Here is a 21,097-nt window from a genome sequence, read left to right on the forward strand (position 1 = left end):
GCGCTGCTATAACTTTGAGTTGTACTCAATCTAGGGTTTTATAAAGGTTTCAGGCCGTCTGAAATCATATGGTTTCAGACGGCCTGTCAGCTTATTTTGCCGCAACGGGCAGAGCGCCGTTTAGCAGATAGTGAATGGTTTCTTGCACCGTGCGCATGGCGTTACCAAATGGCAGCGGATCTTTGCCTCGGAAAAACAAGCCTTTATCGACTTCGCCACGGAAAGCGGCGGAAAGCTGGATGTCAATACAGAATTGGCCGGCTTTATCCAAACCGTCGCGCAAACCGCAACTGGTCAGGCAGTTTAAGCCTTGGGTGCAACGGCGTGGGTCGGCTTTGGCTACCGATTGCAATTTGGCCTCGCGCTTGATGTAATTATCAAGGAATTTGGTGCGTACACCGCGAGCGGGCAAACCGGCGACAGACATAAATTCAACCACTTGCTCGGTGTCGGCACCAGCTAAGGTTTTCTTGAAATTGATGTGGGCGTCGCCTTCTTGGGTGACGGCAAACGCGGTGCCGATTTGCACGGCATTGGCGCCCCATGTTTTCAGCGCAGTGGTGACTTTTTCAAAATTCGCCATGCCGCCGGCCAATACCAACGGGATTTTTTCGCTTTCCAAGCCCAGATTTTTAAACACTTCCAAGGTTTCTTCAATCACGCGTTTAAACTCGAATTTTTCATCGTTGACACCGGCTACGGTGGCCGCGCCCAAGTGTCCGGCAGCGTGGGCAGGGTGCTCAATCACAATGGCATCGGGCAAAATGCCTTTTTTCATCCAGCGTTTCAACACGATATTGATGCCGCGCGATTCCGATAAAATCGGGAACAAAGCCACATCTTTATGGTAGCCCTCGGTCATTTCCGGCAAATCCAACGGCAAGCCCGCTCCCATCACAATCGCATCCGCGCCCGATTCGCAGGCTTGGCGCACATAAGCGGCATGGTCTTTCACGGCTTTCATCACGTTCACGGCGATCATGCCGTTGCCTTCGGCGCCGCTTTTGGCTTTTTGGATTTCACGGTCAAGCGCGATGCGGTTGAGCTTGGTGTATTTTTCTTCGGTCGAGTTGACGGTAGATTCTGCCAGCAAGTCTTCGTGCAGATGGCGCAAATCCACGCTGGCGATGGTGCCGATGCCGTTTTCACGGGCAACCGCGCTGGATAATTTAGACGCTGAAATACCCACGCCCATGCCGCCTTGAACGATGGGAATCAATGACTTGCCGCGGATAACCAATGGATCGAAAGAATGTGACATGTAATGGCCTCAGGTAGGGTGTTGGAGTGAGTGTTGCGATGTGTGTGTCGGTGTGTTTTTAAATTTTTAGGCATTATACTCTAAAAAATCTAAAAATTAGAGTAATTCTATAGTTTTTTCAAAAGGTAACATAAAAATGTGAATTTACTATGACGCAATAGGAAGATAAATTTATATAATTCAATTATTTATATAAATTTATTGCTGTCGTGAAGATGTCAATGAAAATAAAAGCAGCGGCAAGACTGATGGGGAAAGCAGAAAATGTTTAATTTTGTATGGGTAAAATAAAGGCCGTCTGAAGCGAGATTTTTCAGACGGCCTGGGCACTTTGCAAAACTCTTTCCAAAGCCAGCGTAAAACAAAACCGACGTTATTCCCGCGTAGTCGGGAATCCATTTTTAAGCATGGTAAGCCATTAAATAAAATAGGTTTCTTAAATATTTCGATGGATTCCCGCCTACGCGGGAATGACGTCAGCTTTGTGTGTGTCAGTTTTTTGAAGGCGTTTTGCAAAGGTCTCAGGCCTTTTATCGCCGTCCAAAATAAAAATCATACAGCGTTATCAGAACCCTTATGTCGTGAGTGTTACGACGGTTGCCGTTGTCTTAACTTCTATTCGAAACGACCAAATTTTTAATCTTTTTTCAAGGCGGTACGCCAATCCAAGCCGTTGATGGCGGGAATTTGGGTCACGACTTCCGTGTCGAGGTTGATGGCGGTGAGTTCGCCGCCCCACAATGCGCCGGTGTCGAGCGAGATGATGCCGTCGGTGTTCATGTAGCCGAGTGACGACCAATGGCCGAACACGATTTTATGGCTCAGGTTTTGGCGGTTGGGGACGCGGAACCATGGGCGCAGGTAAATCGGCATTTTGTCGAGCGTGGCTTTGAAATCGAAATCGAGTTCATTTTGATAAGTGAGCGCGCGCATTCGGCTGAACACGTTGACGATAAAGCGCAAACGGCTGTAACCGCTTAAATTTTCGTCCCATGCGATTGGGGTGTTGCCATACATTTTGGCAAAGAACTTTTCGTATTTGCTGCCTTGCAATTCGGCTTCGGCTTCACGTGCCAATTCTTCGGCTTGGGCAACCGACCATTGCGGCAGGATGCCGGCATGCACCATCACATGGCTGTCGTTGCGGATCATCAAGGGCTGATGACGCAGCCAGTCGAGCATTTTGCGGCTGTCGGGGTGATTCAGAATAGGGGTGATGGTGTCGCTGCGTTTGGTGGTGCCGTAACCATAGCCGACGGCAAGCAGGTGGAAATCGTGGTTGCCGAGAATGATTTGAACGCTGTCGGGATGTTGCATAGCAAATTGCAGCGATTCCAAGGATTTGGGGCCGCGGTTGACGATGTCGCCGGTGAGCCACAGGGTATCCGTGCCGTGGTTGAAGTCGATTTTTTGCAGCAAAACCGAAAGCTCGTCGTAGCAGCCTTGGATGTCGCCGATTGCATAATGCGCCATGTTGATTTTGATTCCTGATGTGGGATTTCAGACGGCCTACAGAAAAATAGGCCGTCTGAAAACAATATTGCTTGAGGCCGTTTCAGACGGCCTTTATTTTTGAAATAAATAGTTTACGCGTTTAACACCAATACCGCTTCGGCTTCAACCTGCACACCTTTAGGCAGGCTGGCGATGCCGACGGCGGCGCGGGCTGGGAACGGCTCGGGGATGAATTCGGCCATCACTTCGTTGAAAATGGCGAAGTTGCCCAAGTCGGTCAGATAGGCGTTGACTTTAACGATGTCGCTCAAAGAGCCGCCAGCCGCTTCTGCTACGGCTTGCAGGTTTTTAAACACTTGCACCGCTTCGGCACGGAAATCGCCGTCGCCGACTACTTGCATGGTGGCCGGGTCAAGCGGGATTTGGCCGCTCATGTAAACAGTATCGCCCGCGCGCACGGCTTGGCTGTAAGCGCCGATGGCGGCAGGGGCGTTGTCGGTGTGAATGATGGTTTTCGCCATGATGTTTCTCCTGAAAAAAAGCAGTTGGAATAGGCTGTTATGATACAAAATTTTGCGTGGCTTAGGAAGCTGGGCGGTGAGGTTGACTGCGTTTCAGACGGCCTGTTTTGAATCAAGGCCGTCTGAAAAAATTTAAGGATAAATTTCAGACGGCCTTTATCTTGTTTTATCAATTATCTACAAAAAACATTGCAATAAATCATTTAAAAACAGGCGGCCTTGTGCGGTGGGTTTTAATACGGTCGGGTCAGGCTCGAGCAAGCCTTTTTGGCGCGCGGTTTCGATTTGCGGCATGATGTGGGCGGTTGAGATGCCGGTGCGCTGCTGCAGCATGGCCGCGGGCACGCCGTCGGTCAGGCGTAGGATGTTCATCATGAATTCAAAGGCCAAATCATCGCGCTGAATGGTTTTTCGCTCGATGCCATCAGTCGGATTGCTTTGCATGGCGGTAAGGTAATCGTTGGGATGGCGGCGGCGTGTGGTGCGCTCGATCCGGTCGGCATAGGAAATTTTGCCGTGCGCACCCGCGCCGATGCCGATGTAGTCGCCGAATTGCCAATAATTGAGATTATGGCGGCACTGCATACCGGCGCGGGCAAAGGCAGAGGTTTCGTAATGGATAAAACCGGCGTGCTCCAACGCGGCATGCACGGCATCTTCGATGTCTAAAGCGTTTTCATCGCTCGGCAGCCCCTGCGGTGGTGTGTGGCCGAAAGCGGTGTTCGGTTCCATGGTAAGGTGGTAGGCGCTGATGTGGCTCGCGCCGGTGGCGATGGCGGTGCGGACATCGTTTAAGGCCGTCTGAACGGTTTGGTTTGGCAGCGCATACATTAAATCGATATTGACTTTATCAAATAAATTCAAGGCAGTATCGATGGCGGTTAAAGCTTCGCGGCTGTTGTGCACGCGGCCTAAGCGGGTCAGCATTTCGTCGTTGAAACTTTGCACGCCAATAGAAAGGCGGGTAATGCCGGCTTCTTTAAAGCCTTGAAATTTTTCAATTTCAAATGTGCCAGGATTGGCTTCGAGCGTGATTTCTGCATTGGGCTGCAATCGCACCAGTGAACGTACGCCGCTCAGTAGCCTGTCGATGGCTTGCGCGCTGAACAGGCTCGGTGTGCCGCCGCCAAAGAAAATGGTTTCGACCGGCCGCCCCCAAATATTGGGCAATTCGGTTTGCAAATCGGCCAGTAAGGCATCGACATAAGCATCTTCGGGCAAACCACTTGGGGCAGTTTGCTCGGGCGTGATGGTGGCAAGTGGTTGATAACGCGAAATATTGTGTGAATTAAAATCGCAATACGGACATTTTTTGATGCACCACGGGATATGGATGTAGAGCGATAAAGGCGGCAGAGCGGTGAGTTGGCCTGCTTGGTTGAAGGTGATTGGGGTCATGGTGTGGAGTGTGTGCGGCCGTCTGAAAGCTTTCAGACGGCTTGTTTGAATGGATTAGATGGCGGCTTGGATTTTTTTGAGCAATTCTTGCAACGCTAAGCCGCGGTGGCTGACAGCATTTTTGACTTCAGGCGCGAGTTCGGCGGCGGTGCAGCCGTGTTCGGGTAGGTAAAAATGCGGGTCGTAGCCGAAACCGTTGCTGCCGGAGGGTTGTTGCTGCCATTGGCCGCGCCAAATGCCTTCGGCGATAATCGGTTGCGGGTCGTGTTCGTGGCGTACGAAGACCAACACGCACACGTAATAGCAGCTTTGGTCGGCTTTATCGGCCAAGTCGGCAGAGAGCTTGGCGTTGTTGGCGGCATCGGATTTTGGGTCGGCTCCGGCATAACGGGCAGACAATACGCCCGGTGCGCCACCTAAAGCATTGGCACAAATGCCGCTGTCGTCGGCCAAAGCGGGCAAGCCGCTGTGTTTGGCGGCGTGGCGCGCTTTGGTCAGTGCGTTTTCAATAAAGGTGAAATATGGCTCGGGGCATTCGGGTGTGTCAAATTGCGATTGCGGCAGGATGTCGATATTGTGTTCGGCAAACAAGCGGGAAAATTCTTTGAGTTTGCCGGCATTGCCGCTGGCCAAAACGATTTTGTCAAACATGGTTTTTTCCTTGATTGTCTTGCACCTGCATCTGCATATATTGCATCTTGGCTTTTAAACGCAGATAAAGTGCCAAGCTGGCAATTTGGCCGAAGATGGCAGCAAATGCGAATAAAAATGCGGCCACGGCAAATTGTTTGCTGCCGATGGAAAGCAGATAGCTGCCCAGCAGCACCAAGGCCATAAACAGCAGGGTAAAAAAGACGATGCAGAGTAGGTAGGTTTTGCGTTGGTTCATGAGCCGGCTTGCCGCAGAATGAAATGCCGTATTATAGCGGATACAGAAGGCCGTCTGAAACTATTTGCATTTCCGATGTCCTTGCTATAGACAAACAAAACCGCTTTTGAATATTGAATTCAAAAGCGGTTTAATCCATTTGAACGAATGGTTTAACGTAATTCTGAATGCAGGCGACCAATCAGGGTGGAGGCATCGCTGCCTTTGTAGCTGCTGCCGTCTTTGTTCAACAGGCTGATGCGTGCGCCATTATTCGCCGGCTCAACGTAAACAATCAGCTCAGGGTATTGCACTTGTTTGGTTTCGGCTTTTTTGCCTTTTCCAAACCAGCGGCTGAACATGCCCGGTTTTTGATTTTTCACAGCTTCGCTTTCGGTTGGCGCTTGTTGTACCAAGAAGGCGTGGCGTTCGGCGTTTTGACCCAATACGGTCAGACCGATGCGATCCAGTGCCAGCGCGGTGCGGCGCCAGTTGCGGTCGTAGTCGCCATTGAGCAGCAGGGTTTGGCCTTCCACTTTGGCCAAATCACCGGCATTGGCGCGTGGTGCCACGCTTTGACCCAAAGCGTTTTCAGCTTGCTTTTCGTCCATGCCCAAATATTGCATGAAACGTGCCAAGAAAGCGGCTTCTAAATTCGGGTCGTTCGGGCGCGGCTGCCACATGGTGGTGTCTTTGTTTTTGTCGCCATACACTTCTTCCATGCCTTTGTGGGCGAAGAAGACATCGGTGGTGCCGTTTTTGCCTTTTTCAACGCGGATAATGAATTTATCGCGTTCGCTGGTTGAATAAATGCCGCCTAAGCCGACTTTGTCAAACAAGCGGCGTAAAGTGTCTTGCGGAATTTTGGCGCGGTTTTCCGCCCATTCGGTTTCCATTTGGCCGATGGCAGGCTCTTCCGATTTGATGTCGAAGCCGTTTTCTTGCCAGAAGGCTTTCAGCAATGGCCACAATTCGGCCGGCTGTTTGCCGTCAACCACTACCCAGCGTTGGCTGCCGTCGCGCTCTAAGCTCACGCCTTTTACCGATTGCAATACGGCTTGGTTGGCCGGTTGCTGCGTGGCTTGGGTGCGGCTGCGGCGGTTGTCGAGTTCGGTTGCACGCACGGCACCATTACCCGCAGGCAGGTTGTACAGATTGCCTTGATCCGGATTGGTCAAATCAGGCGGTACTTCCAAATTCACGATTTTGCGTGTTTGGCTTTGGTAATCCAGCTTAGGTTGCTCTTTTTTGCCGCTAGAGCAGGCGGTCAGGCTAATCAGGGCGATAGCCACGGCTATCGGTTTGAGGTAAGTCATCTCGGTTTCCTGTGAGGTTAGATCAGTTTGGCTGCTTCCAATGCGCGGCGTACTTTGGCTTGACCGTCTTCAGTCAGGGCAACCAAAGGCAGGCGAACATGCGCTTCACATTTACCCAATGCTGCGGCAGCCCATTTCGGTGCGGCAGGGCTTGGTTCGCAGAACATGGTGTTGTAGATTGGAATCAGTTGGTTATTGAGTTGACGTGCCGCCGCAATGTCGCCGGCCAATGAGGCACGGCAAATATCGGCAAATAATTTTGGTGCAACGTTGGCTGCAACGGTAATTACACCGTGGCCGCCCGAGAGCATAAAGGCCATGCCGGTCGGATCGTCGCCCGACAATACGGTAAAGCCTTCCGGTGCGTTGTTAATCAGCTCGATGTCGCGGCCGATGTCGCCGCTGGCTTCTTTGACACCGACAATGTTTGGGAGTTCGGCTAGGCGCAGAATGGTTTCATTCGTCATGTTTACCACGGTGCGTCCCGGAACATTATAAATAATCATCGGAATCGAAGTGGCTTCAGCAATGGCTTTGAAATGTTGGTAGATGCCTTCTTGTGAAGGTTTGTTGTAATAAGGAACCACCGACAAGCTGTAATCGGCGCCGACTTTTTCGGCGGCTTTCGATAAAGCGATGGCTTCGGCGGTGTTGTTGGCGCCGGTGCCGGCAATCACAGGCACACGCTTGTTGACGTGTTTCACCGTGGCTTCAATCACGGCCAAGTGTTCGTCAACATCTAATGTTGCGCTCTCGCCGGTGGTGCCGACTGCCACGATGCCGTCGGTGCCGTTGTCGATGTGCCAGTCAATCAGGCTTTTCAGGTGTTCGAAATTAATGCTGCCGTCTTGATTCATCGGGGTAATCAGGGCAACCAAGCTACCTTTTAACATAATGAAACCTTTATTCGATAATGATGAGGTCGGTTATGTCGGCGATTGTAGCTTACTTTGTTGTTGCTGTGAAACACTGCTTAAACAGACGGTCGTGCAATGGATGGGTGTGTTAGGGCGGTTTTAACGAATAAATTTATTAAAAACATATAATTGCTTGTGAATTTGGGGCTTTTTTGTGTCAAGGCTAAAAAGTGTTAAATCTTCAAAAACGTACTTATGCCGTCTGAAAGTAATAGGCTTTCAGACGGCCTTTATATTGGCATCCTTCCTATGCATCTAAACTTATCTTGTGACGGCGGAATCATTTGAGAATCTCAAACAATCAATTGCCAATATTGATGCATCAGAAAACAAATTGAGTCAATTATTTAGCCAGTGTTGCGATTACATGCCATTACACCTTGCGGGTCGTCTGAAAAATTGCCCAAATGTCAAAGCTTGTATACAATTTCGCCCTTACAAAAATTATCTGTTTATTACTAACTTTAAAGGATGGATATGGCGCACGTGACGGACAAACAGGCTCAATCGCCTGATTTGGTGTATGGTTTGGAAGACAAACCGCCTTTTATGAATGCTTTGTTGAGTGCCATTACGCACTTGCTGGCGATTTTTGTGCCGATGATTACGCCTGCACTGATTGTCGGCGGTGCGTTGAATCTGCCGGTGGAAATGACCGCTTATTTGGTGTCGATGGCGATGGTGGCTTCCGGCATCGGCACTTATTTGCAGGTAAACCGCTTCGGGCCGATTGGCTCGGGTATGCTGTCGATTCAGTCGGTCAACTTTTCGTTTGTGACCGTGATGATTGCCTTGGGTACAGGCATGAAAGAGGGCGGCCTGACTGAGAGCGCGATGATTTCGACTCTGTTGGGCGTGTCGTTTGTTGGTGCGTTTTTGGTGTGTTTTTCTGCGTGGCTGCTGCCTTATTTGAAAAAAGTGATTACGCCGACTGTGAGCGGCGTGGTGGTGATGTTGATCGGTTTGAGCCTGATTCACGTCGGCATTACCGATTTCGGCGGCGGCTTCGGTGCCAAGGCGGACGGTACATTCGGCTCGATGGAAAATCTGGGCTTGGCATCGCTGGTGTTGTTTATCGTGTTGCTGTTTAACTGTATGAAAAACCCGCTGTTGCGCATGAGCGGCATTGCCGTGGGCTTGATTGTAGGCTATATCGTGGCGCTGTTTTTGGGCAAAGTGGATTTTTCCGCGCTGCAAAACCTGCCACTGATTACCATTCCGGTGCCGTTTAAATATGGCTTTGCGTTTGATTGGCACGCGTTTATCGTGGCCGGTGCGATTTATTTGTTGAGCGTGTTTGAAGCGGTGGGCGACTTAACCGCTACGGCAATGGTGTCGGACAAACCGATTGAAGGCCCTGAATACACCGAACGCCTGCGCGGCGGTGTGTTAGCCGATGGTTTGGTGTCGGTGATTGCGACCGCGTTGGGTTCGTTGCCGCTGACCACGTTTGCACAAAACAACGGCGTGATTCAAATGACCGGTGTGGCTTCGCACCATGTGGGCAAATACATTGCCGCAATTTTGATTTTGCTGGGCTTGTTCCCCGTGATTGGCCGCGCGTTTACTACGATTCCGAGTCCGGTATTGGGTGGTGCGATGGTGTTGATGTTCGGTTTGATTGCGATTGCCGGTGTGCGCATTTTGGTGAGTAACGGCATCCGCCGTCGCGAAGCGGTGATTGCAGCCACTTCGGTCGGCATCGGTTTGGGCGTGGCGTTTGAGCCGGAAGTGTTTAAAAATCTGCCGGTGTTGTTCCAAAACTCGATTTCTGCCGGTGGTATCATGGCGGTGATTTTGAACTTGGTGTTACCGGAAGACAAAACCGAAGCCGTGGTTCATGTGAATACCGACAGTTTGGAACACTAATTTAAAAGCACATTAAAGGCCGTCTGAAACAATTGTTTCAGACGGCCTTTTTCTATATTAATTAGTTAAGTTAAATCATGCTTATAAAAATTTCCTATGTTAAGCAAAAATCAGATTTAGACTTAAAAATACCATATTTGGTATTAATGTGATTAAATGCGCACTAAATATAGTATTTAACCATCCAATATGCAAACGCTCACCTTTACTACCGAACACATCGTCTGGCAGGAAGTGCCGAATGAAACTTCATTGGCATTCCTGATTGCGGGTTGTCCGTTGCGTTGCCCGGGCTGCCACAGCGCCGACAGTTGGAAAGCCGGTTTGGGCAAGGCGTTAACCGCCGAATATTTGGCAGGCCGTCTGAAACGCTATCAAGGCCTGATTAGCTGCGTGTTGTTTATGGGCGGTGAATGGCAGCCCGAAGCATTGCTGCCGCTTTTGAAGCTTGTTCAATCCGCCGGATTGAAAACCTGTCTCTATACCGGTTTGGAACGTGCCGAGCTGAATGCGGTTTCAGACGGCCTGATTGAACATTTGGATTATTTGAAAACCGGCCGCTGGGTGAGGGAATTGGGCGGACTCGACAGCCCGACCACCAATCAACGGTTCACGGATTTACACACAGGCGAAGTGCTGAATCACTGGTTTATCAAAGACCATCCGCAAAAAACGTTCGCCATCACACCGGCACACCCCAACTTTTTTCAGACGGCCTGACCGCCGCTGCTTATTCACCAACTTTATTAGGAGAACGACATGATTCGGCTGCATCCCGATCAGTTAAACGGCAAGCTCAATTTTATGCACGACTACATTCACGCGGCCAATGCGGCCGATGGCTCGAAGATGGACGCGAATGCCAATGTCACGCAGAAAAACATCGCCACGATGGAAGCGGAATTGATGAAAGATTTTTTCGTGCAGATTAATCGCAGTCAGGTGTCACGAAAGATTGCCGAATTGTTCGGGCAGGGCGCAGCCGATGAATACATCCGCCAAATCGAGGCGCACGAAATTTATGTGCACGACGAAACCAGCTTGAAACCATATTGCGTGTCGGTGACGCTGTATCCATTTTTACTCGACGGCTTAACCAAACTTGGCGGAGAATCGAAAGCGCCCAAGCATTTGGCTTCGTTTTGCGGCTCGTTTGTGAATTTGGTGTTTGCCATCAGCGCGCAATTTGCCGGCGCAGTGGCGACGGTGGAGTTTCTGACTTATTTCGACCACTTTGCCCGCCGCGATTTCGGTGACGATTATTTGCAAACTCATGCTGATGAAGTGGCCAATCATCTGCAGCAGGTGGTGTACAGCATCAACCAGCCTGCTGCCGCACGTGGTTATCAAAGTGTGTTTTGGAATATTTCGGTGTATGACCAATATTATTTTGAAGCGATGTTCGGCGATTTTGTGTTCCCCGATTTCAGCAAACCCGATTGGCACAGCGTGGCCAAGCTGCAAAACTTTTTCCTGAAATGGTTTAATCAAGAGCGTACCAAAGCCGTGTTGACGTTCCCTGTCGTTACCGCTGCCATGCTCACCGATGAAGGCAAGTGCAAAGACACGCAGTTTGCCGATGAAATGGCGCAGGAATTGGCAGAAGGCAATTCGTTTTTCGTGTATTTATCGGATAACCCTGATTCGCTAGCTTCGTGCTGCCGCTTACGCAACGCCATCGAAGACCGCACCTTTTCCTACACCTTAGGCGCGGGTGGCGTGGCGACCGGTTCGATTAACGTCATCACCATCAATATGAACCGCTTGGAGCAAGACGGGCGAGATTTGGCGGCGGAAGTGGCGAAAATCCATCAATACCAATATGCCTACCGCAAGTTGATGGAAGAATACCAAGCCGCGGGCATGTTGCCGGTGTATGACGCAGGCTTTATCACGCTGGATAAACAGTTTCTCACCATCGGCATCAACGGCATGGCCGAAGCGGCAGAGTTTCACGGCATCAAGGTCGGTTACAACGAAGACTATGTCGCGTTTGTGCAAGGCCGTCTGAAAACCATTTTTGAAGCCAATCAAGCCGCCAGCAAACATTACGGCGTGAAGTTCAATACCGAATTCGTGCCGGCGGAAAATCTCGGCGTAAAAAACGCCAAATGGGACAAAGCCGACGGCTATCAAGTCAGCCGCGATTGCTACAACTCTTATTTCTATGTGGTGGAAGACGAAGAAATCAACGCCTTGGATAAATTCCTGCTGCACGGCAAAGAAATGGTCGATTGGCTCGACGGTGGCTCCGCCCTGCATTTGAACTTAGACGAAGCCCTGCCGAAAAGCGGCTACCGATCGCTGCTTGATATTGCCGCACAAACCGGCTGCAACTATTTCTGCGTCAACGTGCGCATCACCATCTGCAACGAATGCGGCCACATTGACAAACGCACCTTACACGCCTGCAGCAACTGCGGTTCGCACAACATCGACTACGGCACACGCGTCATCGGCTATCTCAAACGCGTATCGGCCTTCAGCAGCGGTCGCCGGAAAGAGCATGCTTTAAGGCATTATCACCGCCAAGCGGCGTAATGTTGACTAAAACAAAGGTCTCAGGCCGTCTGAAAGTAAATATTTCAGACGGCCTGAGACCTTTGTTTTAAAAATGATTCAAAGTTTCTTAACGCGGATGCACCATATCGGCAGGCACGACCAATTCGTCAAATTCTTCGCCGCTCAATAAGCCCAGTTCAATGGCGGTTTCGCGCAGTGAGCTGTCATTTTTATACGCGGTTTTGGCGACTTTGGCGGCGTTTTCATAGCCGATTTTGCGGTTTAAGGCGGTAACCAGCATCAATGAGTGGTGCAGGAAATAGTCGATTTTTTCCGGTACCGGCTCGATGCCGACGGCACAATGCTCGTTGAAGCTGTTGCAGGCATCGCCCAGTAGGCGGATGGATTGCAGCAGGTTGTAGCCGATGACGGGCATGTACACGTTCAATTCAAAATTGCCCGATGCGCCTGCCATGCCGATGGTGACATCGTTGCCGAATACTTGGCAGCACACCATGGTCAGCGCTTCGCATTGGGTCGGGTTGACTTTGCCCGGCATGATGGACGAACCCGGCTCGTTTTCCGGAATTTTGATTTCGCCCAAGCCACAGCGCGGGCCGGAAGCCAGCCAGCGGATATCGTTGGCGATTTTGTTTAAGCTCGCGGCCAAGGTTTTCAGTGCGCCCGAAGCGTACACGGCGGCATCGCGTCCGGCCAAGGCTTCAAATTTGTTCGGCGCGGTAACAAACGGCAAGCCGGATAATTCGGCCAGTTTGGCGGCTGATTTTTCGGCATATTCAGGGTGACTGTTTAAGCCGGTGCCAACCGCAGTGCCGCCCAACGGCAATTCATAAAGCCCTTGCAAGGCATCGTTCAGACGGCCTAAACCGTGGTCGAGTTGGGAAACGTAGCCGGAGAATTCCTGACCCAAAGTCAGCGGCGTGGCATCCTGCAAGTGGGTACGGCCGATCTTGACAATCGGTTCAAACGCTTTGGCTTTGGCATCGAGTGTGTCGCGTAGGGCTTTGACAGCCGGAATCAGCAGACTGTTGATTTCGATAGCAGCGGCAACGTGAATCGCGGTCGGGAAACTGTCGTTGGTCGATTGCGCGTGGTTGACGTGGTCGTTGGGGTGAACAGGCTGATAGGCCGCCAAGCCGCTGCCCGCGATTTCATTGGCGCGGTTGGCGATGACTTCATTCATGTTCATGTTAGATTGCGTACCCGAGCCGGTCTGCCACACCACCAGCGGGAATTGGTCGTCGAGTTTGCCGTTCAATACATCATCCGCTGCCTGTGTAATTAAATTGCCTTGCTCGGCTTTGATGCGACCCAAAGACACATTGGTCGCGGCGGCGGCTTTTTTAACCAATGCCATGGCATAGATTAACGGCTGAGGCAGGGTTTCGCCGCCGATTTTGAAATTGTCGCGGCTGCGCTGGGTTTGCGCACCCCAGTAGGCTTCAGACGGCACTTCAACATCGCCCATGGTGTCGTGTTCGGTACGGGTAGTCATGATTTCTCCTGTCTTAATTTAAAATGCGAACCATTCGCATAAAGTCATTATAGCCAGTCATGCTTGTTGTGAAAAGGCCGTCTGAAAACAATTTATTTTTAGAATGATTGAACTATTTTTTTTGAACTTGGTCTCTAGTTGATACAGCCAAACCGCCGGCAAATATTTGTCGGCGGTTTGTTGTATATCAATAAAGTTGATAGACCATGATATGCCTTTCTATAGCAGGCATTATTGGTGGTGAAAAAACAATAAAAAAGCGGATTAACCGGTAATCATCCCACTGTTATATGGTTGTCGGTGAGTTTGGAAACTTGGAACTTATATAATGACAACAATGACAACCATTAGCCGGGAGCGGGAAAGCAGATTGCTTGACCGTGTGTTATGGACGCTTTGCAGCAGCAATATTTTGGTGTGTATATTGAGCTTCTGTTTGCAACTGATTGCGCCTGAAGACGGAGGACAGGATTTAGAAAGCAAGCTACTGTTTAGATTGCATCGTTTTTTCGGTGTCAATGTTGAATCAAGCTTTGCTACTTGGTACAACGGCAGTTTGTGGTTTTGTGTTGCGGTGGCTTCAGTATTGATTGCGTTTCTGGGTAAGGATGATCGGTTTTTACGCCGCGGCGGTGTGTTTTTAGCATTGGTTGCAGCCGCAGCTTCTTTAGATGAAATTGCCCAAATGCATGAAAGCACAGCGATATTGGGCCAATTGGTAATGGGTTCTGCACAGGAAAATATGCCTATTTACGCGCATTTTTTATGGGTGGTACCGGGTTTGATTGTGAGTGCGCTGATTGGTTTATCATTGCTCAAGTTTATCCGTCGTCTGCCTGTAAGAGCCACACGCGGCATTATCGCAGGCGGTGTGATTTTTTTGCGGGAGCGCTGGGCATGGAAACACTTTCCGGATTGTGGAGCTTTCGCTACGGCGAAGAGGCTTATTATCAACTTTTGGTAACACTTGAAGAAGGCATGGAAATGACGGGTATTTCTGTTGCGCTGGTGTCTTTGCTTTCCGTGATTCATTTTCAGCCACAGCAAAAAGGCGTTAGCATGACACTTCAACAAAAGTTGGAGTAAATACTAAAAAAATACTTTCCTTTTTTTGTAAAAGGTGTATCATTGCGCCCACTTGCCAGTACGCTACGGGTCGGTTTTGCCGATTCCGGGCGTTTTTTCTTTTTAGTACCTACCGATTCAACCCATGGTCATAATCGGCGGCATACTATTCGAGACCGCGTACTGCATGGGGTGCGCAGCTTTTGGCTGTTAGCACCCATTGTGGGGGTTTTATCAAACGGTAAAACCTGTTCTTTAGGGCATTTTTATCTTTCCTGCCCGATAACCCTTATCCGAGATGGTAATCAGATATGAGCGTTACGCCTGTAAATCCTATTTCCAATGCCAGTAATGAGCATTACTTAACCCGTCAAAACGAGATGGAATCCAATGTCCGCAGCTATCCGCGCAAATTGCCGTTGGCAATTGCCAAAGCACAAGGCTGTTGGGTGACTGATGTTGAAGGCAATGATTATTTAGACTGCTTGGCCGGAGCCGGCACCTTGGCCTTGGGGCACAATCATCCTGCCGTGATTCAAAGCATTCAAGACACATTGGCCAGCGGTTTGCCCTTGCATACCTTAGACATCACCACGCCGTTGAAAGACGCGTTTTCCGAAGCTTTGTTGGCACATTTCCCCGGCGGCAAAGAAAATTATCGCCTGCAATTTTGCGGCCCGACCGGTGCCGATGCCACCGAAGCAGCGGTAAAACTGGCCAAAACCTTTACCGGACGCGGCAATGTCATCAGCTTTTCCGGCGGCTACCACGGTATGACCCAAGGCTCGTTGGCCTTAACCGGCAATTTGAGCGCGAAAATGCGGTGCAAAACCTGATGCCGGGCGTGCAGTTTTTGCCGTATCCGCATGAATACCGTTGCCCGCTGGGTATTGGCGGTGAAGCCGGTGTCGATGCGCTGACTTATTATTTTGAAAACTTCATCGAAGACGTGGAAAGCGGCGCGGTGAAACCGGCTGCGGTGATTCTGGAAGCGATTCAGGGTGAAGGCGGTGTGGTGGTTGCGCCAACCAAATGGCTGAAAAAAATCCGCGAAGTGACCGCCAAACACGGCATTTTGATGATTGTGGACGAAGTGCAGGCCGGTTTCTGCCGTTCGGGCAAAATGTTTGCCTTCCAACATGCCGAGATTGAACCGGATGTGGTGGTGATGTCGAAAGCGGTTGGTGGCAGCTTGCCGTTGGCTGTGTTGGCGATTAAAAAAGAATTTGATGCTTGGCAGCCGGCCGGTCACACCGGTACTTTCCGCGGCAACCAATTGGCAATGGCCACCGGCTATGCTTCGCTGGAAGTGATGAAAACGCAAAACTTGGCGCAAAACGCGCAAACGCAGGGTGATTTCATTCAAGCCGAGTTGAACAAAATGGCACAAGAATTTCCATGTATCGGCAACGTGCGCGGTCGCGGTTTGATGATCGGCATTGAAATTGTCGATGAGCGTCTGCCTGCCGACCACATAGGTTCGCTGCCGGCCGATGCCGAGTTGGCAGCAGAAATTCAAAAAGCCTGCTTTGCCAATAAATTATTGCTGGAACGCGGCGGCCGCAACGGCACAGTCGTGCGCATCTTGGCTCCGCTGATTATCAGTCGCGAAGAGAGCGAAGAATTTTTGCGCCGCTTCCGCCAATCATTGGCTGACGCGCTGAAGAAAGTGCGGGGCGCATAATGGCAGATTTTGCACAACACCAACGCGCATTGCTGTGTAATCATCCGCAATCAGTTGCCGATTATCAGGCGGCAATGAATGATGCGGTGCAAGCGGTGGCAGCGTGGTTAAACGAAGACAAAATGTACACCGGCGGCAGCATTCGCCAATTGCGTGAAAAAGTATCGTTTAGGCCGTCTGAAAACGGTTTGGGCTTGAATGATGCCTTGCAACGCGCGGTAGAACTATTTTTAAACAACAGCTTAAAGGTACATCATCCGCATTCTTTGGCGCATTTGCATTGCCCGACCTTAGTCGCGAGCCAAGTGGCGGAAGTGTTGATTAACGCCACCAACCAATCAATGGATTCATGGGATCAAAGCCCGGCGGCTTCATTGATGGAAGTGCAGATGATCGACTGGCTGCGCCAAAAGCTCGGCTACGGCAAAGGCACGGCGGGTGTGTTTACCTCCGGCGGTACGCAATCCAATCTGATGGGCGTATTGCTGGCACGCGATGCCTGCATTGCCAAACACTGGCAAACTTCAGACGGCCTCGAATGGAGCGTGCAACGCGATGGCTTGCCGCCCGATGCGCTACAAAAAGTGAAAGTGGTTTGCTCGGAAAACGCGCATTTTTCGGTACAGAAAAACATGGCGATGATGGGCATGGGCTTCCAGTCGGTGGTCACTGTGCCGACCAACCGCTATGGCCAAATCGATACCGCTGCATTGGCGCAAACGCTCGACCGTTTGACAGACGAGGGCAAAATCATTGCCTGCGTGGTCGCCACTGCGGGCACCACCGATGCCGGTGCGATTGACGATTTGAAAGCCGTACGCGCCGAAGCCGACCGCCACGGCGCGTGGGTGCACATCGATGCGGCATGGGGTGGTGCTTTGCTGCTGTCGAATGAGTTCCGCCATATGATTGACGGCATTGAGTTGGCTGATTCGGTGACGCTTGATTTTCACAAACACTTTTTCCAAAGCATTTCCTGCGGTGCGTTTTTGCTGAAAAACGAAGCAGATTTCCGCTTTATTCATTACGAAGCCGAATATCTGAATTCTGCTTACGATGCCGAACACGGTGTGCCGAATTTGGTGTCGAAATCGCTGCAAACCACACGCCGCTTCGATGCCTTGAAATTGTGGCTCACCATCGAAGCTTTGGGCGAAACGCTGTACGGTTCGATTATCGACAACGGCATTAAGCTGGCAAAAGAAGTCGAGCAGCACATCAACGCCACCGACGAATTGGAAATGACACTTGCGCCGCAGTTTGCCTCAATTTTGTTCCGCGTTAATCCGCAAGGCTATCCGGCTGAACACATCGACAGCCTGAATCAAAACGTGGCCGACGAATTGTTCGCACGTGGGGAAGCCAATATCGGTGTCACCAAAGTCGGCGGTGTGCAATCATTGAAAATGACCCTGCTCAGCCCGATTGCCACGCTGGAGAACGTGAAAAAGCTGTTGGCACAAGTGCAGCAAGAAGCTGAACGCATTAAAGATGCGATTGAGGCGGGCAGCTACACGCCGCCGATTGATTAATGCTTTGATATAAGTAATCAAGCCCAAAGGCCGTCTGAAACAAATCCTGTTTCAGACGGCTTTTTTTGTGAAGTGAGTTATTTCGGGTGCCGCGTTAAATTTGACCTATGTTAAACGACTATTGTATTTTTTAAAATTATATTGTTCAAAATATAAAATGCGCGTATGATGGTTTTCATCGTATTAAAAGCTGGTTGAGCTTGAAGAAATATTGTTTCCCTGTAAATCATTGATGACAATTTGGAGTAATTACCATGATTAAACTGCATTACTTAAACAACTCTTGTTCGCACCGTATTGCGTGGTTGTTGGAAGAATTGGGTGTGGATTACGATGTGGCGGTGTATTACCGCTTGCCGGAGACCAATCTTGCACCGGATGAATTGAAAGCGCTGCATCCTTTGGGCAAGGCGCCGGTGTTGCAAGATGGTGCGCTGACCTTGGCTGAGGGTAATGCGATGATTTTGCATTTGCTTGACCGCTATGATGACGAGCGCCGCTTTATGCCGGCTGCAAAAAGCGATGAGTATTCGCAATTTGCTTATTGGTTAAGCGTGGCGGCTTCGATGTTTTCTGCCAATTTATTGGGCATGATGTCGAAGAAATTTGATTTCGGTGCCTACAATGATTACGCGGCAGGGCAGGTGGCTTTGTATTTTAATCATGTTGAGCAAACACTTAACGGCAAAACATGGATTACCGGCGAGCAGCTGACCGGCGCAGATTTTGCCTTGAGTTTTCCGCTGCAATGGGGTTTGGGGCAGGCGAATCCGACCGATTACCCGAATATTGTGCGCTATGTGCAGCAAATCGAATCGCGTCCGGCTTATCAGCGCGTGGCAGAAAAAACCGGCTGTGAATTGTGCTTAAACCAATTCTGATTTAAATTTTCAGACGGCCTGAAATAAATAGGAAGCTGTAGTAACCTATTGACTTTATTTGAATTCGACAGTGGTGTATTGCTTTAGAATGACTTTGTTGTTGCGTAAATAATCAGGCCGTCTGATTTTTCTGTTGGGCAGTGAGCCCGATTAAATTTAGGTTGGGTGGTGCAGGTTTGGTTTAATCACAGCATGGATATTCGATGAGTAATTACCTACTGAATTAAAAATTTTACAAAATTACATTGTACACAATTTAATTGTTAGATATAATGTTTCAATGTCTAAGTTTGGAGCAAGCAAATGAATAAAATCCACGATTTATTAAATGAGATGTTGGCGGTTTATTGGTCAGCAAGTATTCAGCACCGTAGTCATGTGGCGGTGATTGATGCGGAAGGGGCAAGCTTGATGGCGACTGAGATGGAAAGCAAAATTGCTGATGAGCCGGAAACGATTATCAAGCTGCAAAATCGCCTGCTTGATTTGGGTGGCCAAATTCGTTTTACCATCAAGCAACCCAATATTGGCAGTAATTTACGCGAAGCTTTGGAAAATGATTATGAGCTGCAAAAAATGCGCGTATTGGTTTAAATCAATGGGCAGAAACAGCAAGCAACGAACACGATGCCACCACGCGCATCTTAATTGAAGAAATTTTGGCAGACGAAGAAGAGCATTTGTCTTGGTTGGAGCAAGAATTGAATTTGCTGGAAAAACTGGGCGAGCCGCTTTATTTGTCGAAAAGAATGTAATTTAAGTTTTGATTTTATTTTTGATTTTCCCAACTTATTAAATTGAAAGGAACGTAACATGAAAATTTTCTACCACACTTCAGCCACAGCTACCGGCGGCCGCGATGGTCACACTCAAGTTGATGACGGTTCAATCGGTTTCGATTTGGTCAGCTTTCAAAACGAAAGCGGCAAAACCGGCACCAATCCTGAGCAGCTTTTCGCCATGGGCTATGCGGCTTGTTTCGACAGCGCGATGAACCACGTTGCGCCGACTTTGGGTCTCAAACCAACTAAATCCAGTACTACCGTGGGTGTGGGCATCGGTCAAAAAGCCGGTGGCGCATTCTCTTTGGATTTGGATATCACCATCACCGTAGAAGGTTTGAGCGTAGAAGAAGCAAAAACACTGATCCAAAAAGCACACGAAGTCTGCCCATACTCAAATGCGACCCGCGGCAATGTGGACGTACGCTTGCATGTGAATGTGGTACAAACATTTGATTTGTAAAATCAAGCAAGAGGCCGTCTGAAATTTCAGACGGCCTTTTATCTTGATAATCAATCGGAAAAGGATATGAAAATGTTAGATTTTTCAACAACAGCCCAAACACGCAAATCCATTCGTGAATATCTGCCTGAACCATTGAGCCAAGCAGAGCTGGACGCGGTATTAAAAGATGCGCTGCGTGCCCCGTCTGCCGTGAACGCACAACCTTGGTTGGTGCATATTGTTTCGGGTGAGGAGCTGAAACGTTTGTCCGACAAGCTGGTTGAAGGATTCCGAACCGGTAATCTTGCGCCTGATTTTGTTTATGATCAGCACGCTTTTACTGGGGTGTATGAAGACCGCATGCGCGATTCTTACCAACGTCTGTATGACGCATACGGCATTTTGCGTGAAGACAAAGCAGGGCGTAAAAGTTTTGCCGAAGAAAATGCCCGCTTTTATGGCGCACCGCATGCCGCTTTCTTCTTTATGCCCGATATTACCGACAACGTGTTTACCGCATTGGATGTGGGCATGCTGGCGCAAAATTTTATGTTGTCGCTGACTGCACGCGGTTTCGGTAGTGTGCCGCAAATCGCGTTGATCTACAGCCCTGATGTGGTTCGCCAAGAATTGAATGTGCCTGATAACTACAAACTGGTGTTGGGCATGTCGTTTGGCAGACCCAAACCGGATTCTACTGCCAAGAGCTATATCCAACCGCGTGCCCCGCAAAGTGAAACAGTGGTATTTCATTCATAAGTTTTTGCAAATGTTTTGGATTTATGAGCGGTGATATAACTGGTTCACATTTATTTAAAATCAAAGGCCGTCTGAAATTTCAGACGGCCTTACATTCGCATTTCAAGTGCAACGCTCAAATGCCATTGGCAAGGGCTGCTGAAAACAGATCACCCGGTGTCTCATAGTCCAATGTCTTTCTCGGTCGGCGGTTAAGGGCCTCCTCAACCGCTTTAATCTTTTTAGCACCCAGTTTCCTAAAATCCGTCCCCTTTGGGAAGTATTGTCTGATCAGCCCGTTGGTATTCTCCACCAAGCCTTTTTCCCAAGAATGGTATGGACGGCAG

General features: G+C 49.7%; 21 protein-coding genes. 11 read left to right on the forward strand and 10 right to left on the reverse strand.

Annotation, left to right across the window (positions count from 1 at the left end; all coding sequences use genetic code 11):
• Positions 1-91: 91 nt before the first annotated feature.
• From CRG49_RS04120 to dapA, 8 genes are all read right to left on the reverse strand, one after another.
• Positions 92-1,261 carry a nitronate monooxygenase family protein gene (locus CRG49_RS04120; RefSeq protein ID WP_095501815.1) on the reverse strand — a complete coding sequence of 390 codons (1,170 nt, stop codon included), beginning with the start codon at positions 1,259-1,261 and terminating at the stop codon, positions 92-94.
• 636 nt (positions 1,262-1,897) lie between these two features.
• Positions 1,898-2,734, reverse strand: a complete 837-nt coding sequence (locus tag CRG49_RS04125; protein WP_095501814.1) for a symmetrical bis(5'-nucleosyl)-tetraphosphatase — start codon at positions 2,732-2,734, stop codon at positions 1,898-1,900.
• A gap of 113 nt (positions 2,735-2,847) precedes the next feature.
• On the reverse strand, positions 2,848-3,237 hold the full coding sequence (locus CRG49_RS04130) for a RidA family protein (protein ID WP_095501813.1): 390 nt from the start codon (positions 3,235-3,237) through the stop codon (positions 2,848-2,850).
• 177 nt (positions 3,238-3,414) lie between these two features.
• Entirely contained in the window at positions 3,415-4,635 is a 1,221-nt protein-coding gene (gene hemW / locus CRG49_RS04135) for a radical SAM family heme chaperone HemW (RefSeq protein WP_095501812.1), read from the reverse strand.
• Positions 4,636-4,689: 54 nt separating this feature from the next.
• The gene (gene rdgB, locus CRG49_RS04140; protein WP_095501811.1) at positions 4,690-5,286 is read right to left on the reverse strand and encodes an RdgB/HAM1 family non-canonical purine NTP pyrophosphatase; all 597 of its coding nucleotides are present in this window, start codon (positions 5,284-5,286) and stop codon (positions 4,690-4,692) included.
• Entirely contained in the window at positions 5,279-5,524 is a 246-nt protein-coding gene (locus CRG49_RS04145; RefSeq protein WP_095501810.1) for an NGO_0222 family membrane protein, read from the reverse strand. The genes rdgB and CRG49_RS04145 overlap by 8 nt, the downstream gene beginning before the upstream one ends.
• Positions 5,525-5,676: 152 nt before the next feature.
• Entirely contained in the window at positions 5,677-6,819 is a 1,143-nt protein-coding gene (bamC, locus tag CRG49_RS04150) for an outer membrane protein assembly factor BamC (RefSeq protein ID WP_095501809.1), read from the reverse strand.
• A 17-nt stretch (positions 6,820-6,836) separates the two neighbouring features.
• Complete coding sequence (dapA, locus tag CRG49_RS04155) at positions 6,837-7,712, reverse strand: 4-hydroxy-tetrahydrodipicolinate synthase (RefSeq protein ID WP_095501808.1); 876 nt, start codon at positions 7,710-7,712, stop codon at positions 6,837-6,839.
• A gap of 501 nt (positions 7,713-8,213) precedes the next feature.
• Here dapA and CRG49_RS04160 point away from each other — a divergent pair.
• The 3 genes from CRG49_RS04160 (at position 8,214) to nrdD (ending at position 12,146) form a co-directional block, all read left to right on the forward strand.
• Entirely contained in the window at positions 8,214-9,605 is a 1,392-nt protein-coding gene (locus tag CRG49_RS04160) for a nucleobase:cation symporter-2 family protein (protein WP_095501807.1), read from the forward strand.
• Positions 9,606-9,794: 189 nt separating this feature from the next.
• Positions 9,795-10,325 carry an anaerobic ribonucleoside-triphosphate reductase activating protein gene (gene nrdG, locus CRG49_RS04165; RefSeq protein ID WP_095501806.1) on the forward strand — a complete coding sequence of 177 codons (531 nt, stop codon included), beginning with the start codon at positions 9,795-9,797 and terminating at the stop codon, positions 10,323-10,325.
• 39 nt (positions 10,326-10,364) lie between these two features.
• Complete coding sequence (nrdD, locus tag CRG49_RS04170) at positions 10,365-12,146, forward strand: anaerobic ribonucleoside-triphosphate reductase (protein ID WP_095501805.1); 1,782 nt, start codon at positions 10,365-10,367, stop codon at positions 12,144-12,146.
• Between the two features lie 88 nt (positions 12,147-12,234).
• On the opposite strand, the gene fumC is transcribed toward nrdD, so the two are convergent.
• Positions 12,235-13,623, reverse strand: a complete 1,389-nt coding sequence (gene fumC / locus CRG49_RS04175; RefSeq protein ID WP_095501804.1) for a class II fumarate hydratase — start codon at positions 13,621-13,623, stop codon at positions 12,235-12,237.
• A 337-nt stretch (positions 13,624-13,960) separates the two neighbouring features.
• On the opposite strand from fumC, the gene CRG49_RS04180 reads away from it, so the two are divergent.
• The 8 genes from CRG49_RS04180 to CRG49_RS04215 all read left to right on the forward strand — a co-directional run bounded on the left by CRG49_RS04180 (position 13,961) and on the right by CRG49_RS04215 (position 20,771).
• On the forward strand, positions 13,961-14,587 hold the full coding sequence (locus CRG49_RS04180) for a hypothetical protein (RefSeq protein WP_154143185.1): 627 nt from the start codon (positions 13,961-13,963) through the stop codon (positions 14,585-14,587).
• 412 nt (positions 14,588-14,999) lie between these two features.
• Positions 15,000-15,524: an aminotransferase class III-fold pyridoxal phosphate-dependent enzyme gene (locus tag CRG49_RS13695; RefSeq protein WP_255408367.1), complete on the forward strand. Its 525-nt coding sequence runs from the start codon at positions 15,000-15,002 to the stop codon at positions 15,522-15,524.
• Positions 15,512-16,372 carry a diaminobutyrate--2-oxoglutarate transaminase family protein gene (locus CRG49_RS13700; RefSeq protein ID WP_255408368.1) on the forward strand — a complete coding sequence of 287 codons (861 nt, stop codon included), beginning with the start codon at positions 15,512-15,514 and terminating at the stop codon, positions 16,370-16,372. Before CRG49_RS13695 ends, CRG49_RS13700 begins: the two co-directional genes overlap by 13 nt.
• Positions 16,372-17,904 carry an aspartate aminotransferase family protein gene (locus CRG49_RS04190; RefSeq protein WP_095501801.1) on the forward strand — a complete coding sequence of 511 codons (1,533 nt, stop codon included), beginning with the start codon at positions 16,372-16,374 and terminating at the stop codon, positions 17,902-17,904. The genes CRG49_RS13700 and CRG49_RS04190 overlap by 1 nt, the downstream gene beginning before the upstream one ends.
• A gap of 254 nt (positions 17,905-18,158) precedes the next feature.
• Complete coding sequence (locus tag CRG49_RS04195; RefSeq protein WP_095501800.1) at positions 18,159-18,785, forward strand: glutathione S-transferase family protein; 627 nt, start codon at positions 18,159-18,161, stop codon at positions 18,783-18,785.
• Positions 18,786-19,088: 303 nt separating this feature from the next.
• On the forward strand, positions 19,089-19,379 hold the full coding sequence (locus CRG49_RS04200; RefSeq protein WP_095501799.1) for a ferritin-like domain-containing protein: 291 nt from the start codon (positions 19,089-19,091) through the stop codon (positions 19,377-19,379).
• Positions 19,380-19,598: 219 nt separating this feature from the next.
• Positions 19,599-20,030 carry an organic hydroperoxide resistance protein gene (locus CRG49_RS04210; protein ID WP_095501797.1) on the forward strand — a complete coding sequence of 144 codons (432 nt, stop codon included), beginning with the start codon at positions 19,599-19,601 and terminating at the stop codon, positions 20,028-20,030.
• A 72-nt stretch (positions 20,031-20,102) separates the two neighbouring features.
• Entirely contained in the window at positions 20,103-20,771 is a 669-nt protein-coding gene (locus tag CRG49_RS04215) for a nitroreductase family protein (protein WP_095501796.1), read from the forward strand.
• 115 nt (positions 20,772-20,886) lie between these two features.
• On the opposite strand, the gene CRG49_RS13285 is transcribed toward CRG49_RS04215, so the two are convergent.
• A partial coding sequence (locus CRG49_RS13285) for an IS30 family transposase (RefSeq protein ID WP_198515146.1) occupies positions 20,887-21,097 on the reverse strand: 211 nt, incomplete at its 5' end.

The sequence above is a fragment of the Neisseria sp. N95_16 genome (assembly GCF_002551535.2).
GTDB lineage: Bacteria > Pseudomonadota > Gammaproteobacteria > Burkholderiales > Neisseriaceae > Neisseria > Neisseria brasiliensis.

Excerpts from the sequence above, each read along its gene's own strand:
- CRG49_RS04120 (WP_095501815.1), bottom strand. The coding sequence starts at position 1,261 with ATGTCACATTCTTTCGATCCATTGGTTATCCGCGGCAAGTCATTGATT.
- CRG49_RS04125 (WP_095501814.1), bottom strand. The coding sequence starts at position 2,734 with ATGGCGCATTATGCAATCGGCGACATCCAAGGCTGCTACGACGAGCTT.
- CRG49_RS04130 (WP_095501813.1), bottom strand. The coding sequence starts at position 3,237 with ATGGCGAAAACCATCATTCACACCGACAACGCCCCTGCCGCCATCGGC.
- hemW (WP_095501812.1), bottom strand. The coding sequence starts at position 4,635 with ATGACCCCAATCACCTTCAACCAAGCAGGCCAACTCACCGCTCTGCCG.
- rdgB (WP_095501811.1), bottom strand. The coding sequence starts at position 5,286 with ATGTTTGACAAAATCGTTTTGGCCAGCGGCAATGCCGGCAAACTCAAA.
- CRG49_RS04145 (WP_095501810.1), bottom strand. The coding sequence starts at position 5,524 with ATGAACCAACGCAAAACCTACCTACTCTGCATCGTCTTTTTTACCCTG.
- bamC (WP_095501809.1), bottom strand. The coding sequence starts at position 6,819 with ATGACTTACCTCAAACCGATAGCCGTGGCTATCGCCCTGATTAGCCTG.
- dapA (WP_095501808.1), bottom strand. The coding sequence starts at position 7,712 with ATGTTAAAAGGTAGCTTGGTTGCCCTGATTACCCCGATGAATCAAGAC.
- CRG49_RS04160 (WP_095501807.1), top strand. The coding sequence starts at position 8,214 with ATGGCGCACGTGACGGACAAACAGGCTCAATCGCCTGATTTGGTGTAT.
- nrdG (WP_095501806.1), top strand. The coding sequence starts at position 9,795 with ATGCAAACGCTCACCTTTACTACCGAACACATCGTCTGGCAGGAAGTG.
- nrdD (WP_095501805.1), top strand. The coding sequence starts at position 10,365 with ATGATTCGGCTGCATCCCGATCAGTTAAACGGCAAGCTCAATTTTATG.
- fumC (WP_095501804.1), bottom strand. The coding sequence starts at position 13,623 with ATGACTACCCGTACCGAACACGACACCATGGGCGATGTTGAAGTGCCG.
- CRG49_RS04180 (WP_154143185.1), top strand. The coding sequence starts at position 13,961 with ATGACAACCATTAGCCGGGAGCGGGAAAGCAGATTGCTTGACCGTGTG.
- CRG49_RS13695 (WP_255408367.1), top strand. The coding sequence starts at position 15,000 with ATGAGCGTTACGCCTGTAAATCCTATTTCCAATGCCAGTAATGAGCAT.
- CRG49_RS04190 (WP_095501801.1), top strand. The coding sequence starts at position 16,372 with ATGGCAGATTTTGCACAACACCAACGCGCATTGCTGTGTAATCATCCG.
- CRG49_RS04195 (WP_095501800.1), top strand. The coding sequence starts at position 18,159 with ATGATTAAACTGCATTACTTAAACAACTCTTGTTCGCACCGTATTGCG.
- CRG49_RS04200 (WP_095501799.1), top strand. The coding sequence starts at position 19,089 with ATGAATAAAATCCACGATTTATTAAATGAGATGTTGGCGGTTTATTGG.
- CRG49_RS04210 (WP_095501797.1), top strand. The coding sequence starts at position 19,599 with ATGAAAATTTTCTACCACACTTCAGCCACAGCTACCGGCGGCCGCGAT.
- CRG49_RS04215 (WP_095501796.1), top strand. The coding sequence starts at position 20,103 with ATGTTAGATTTTTCAACAACAGCCCAAACACGCAAATCCATTCGTGAA.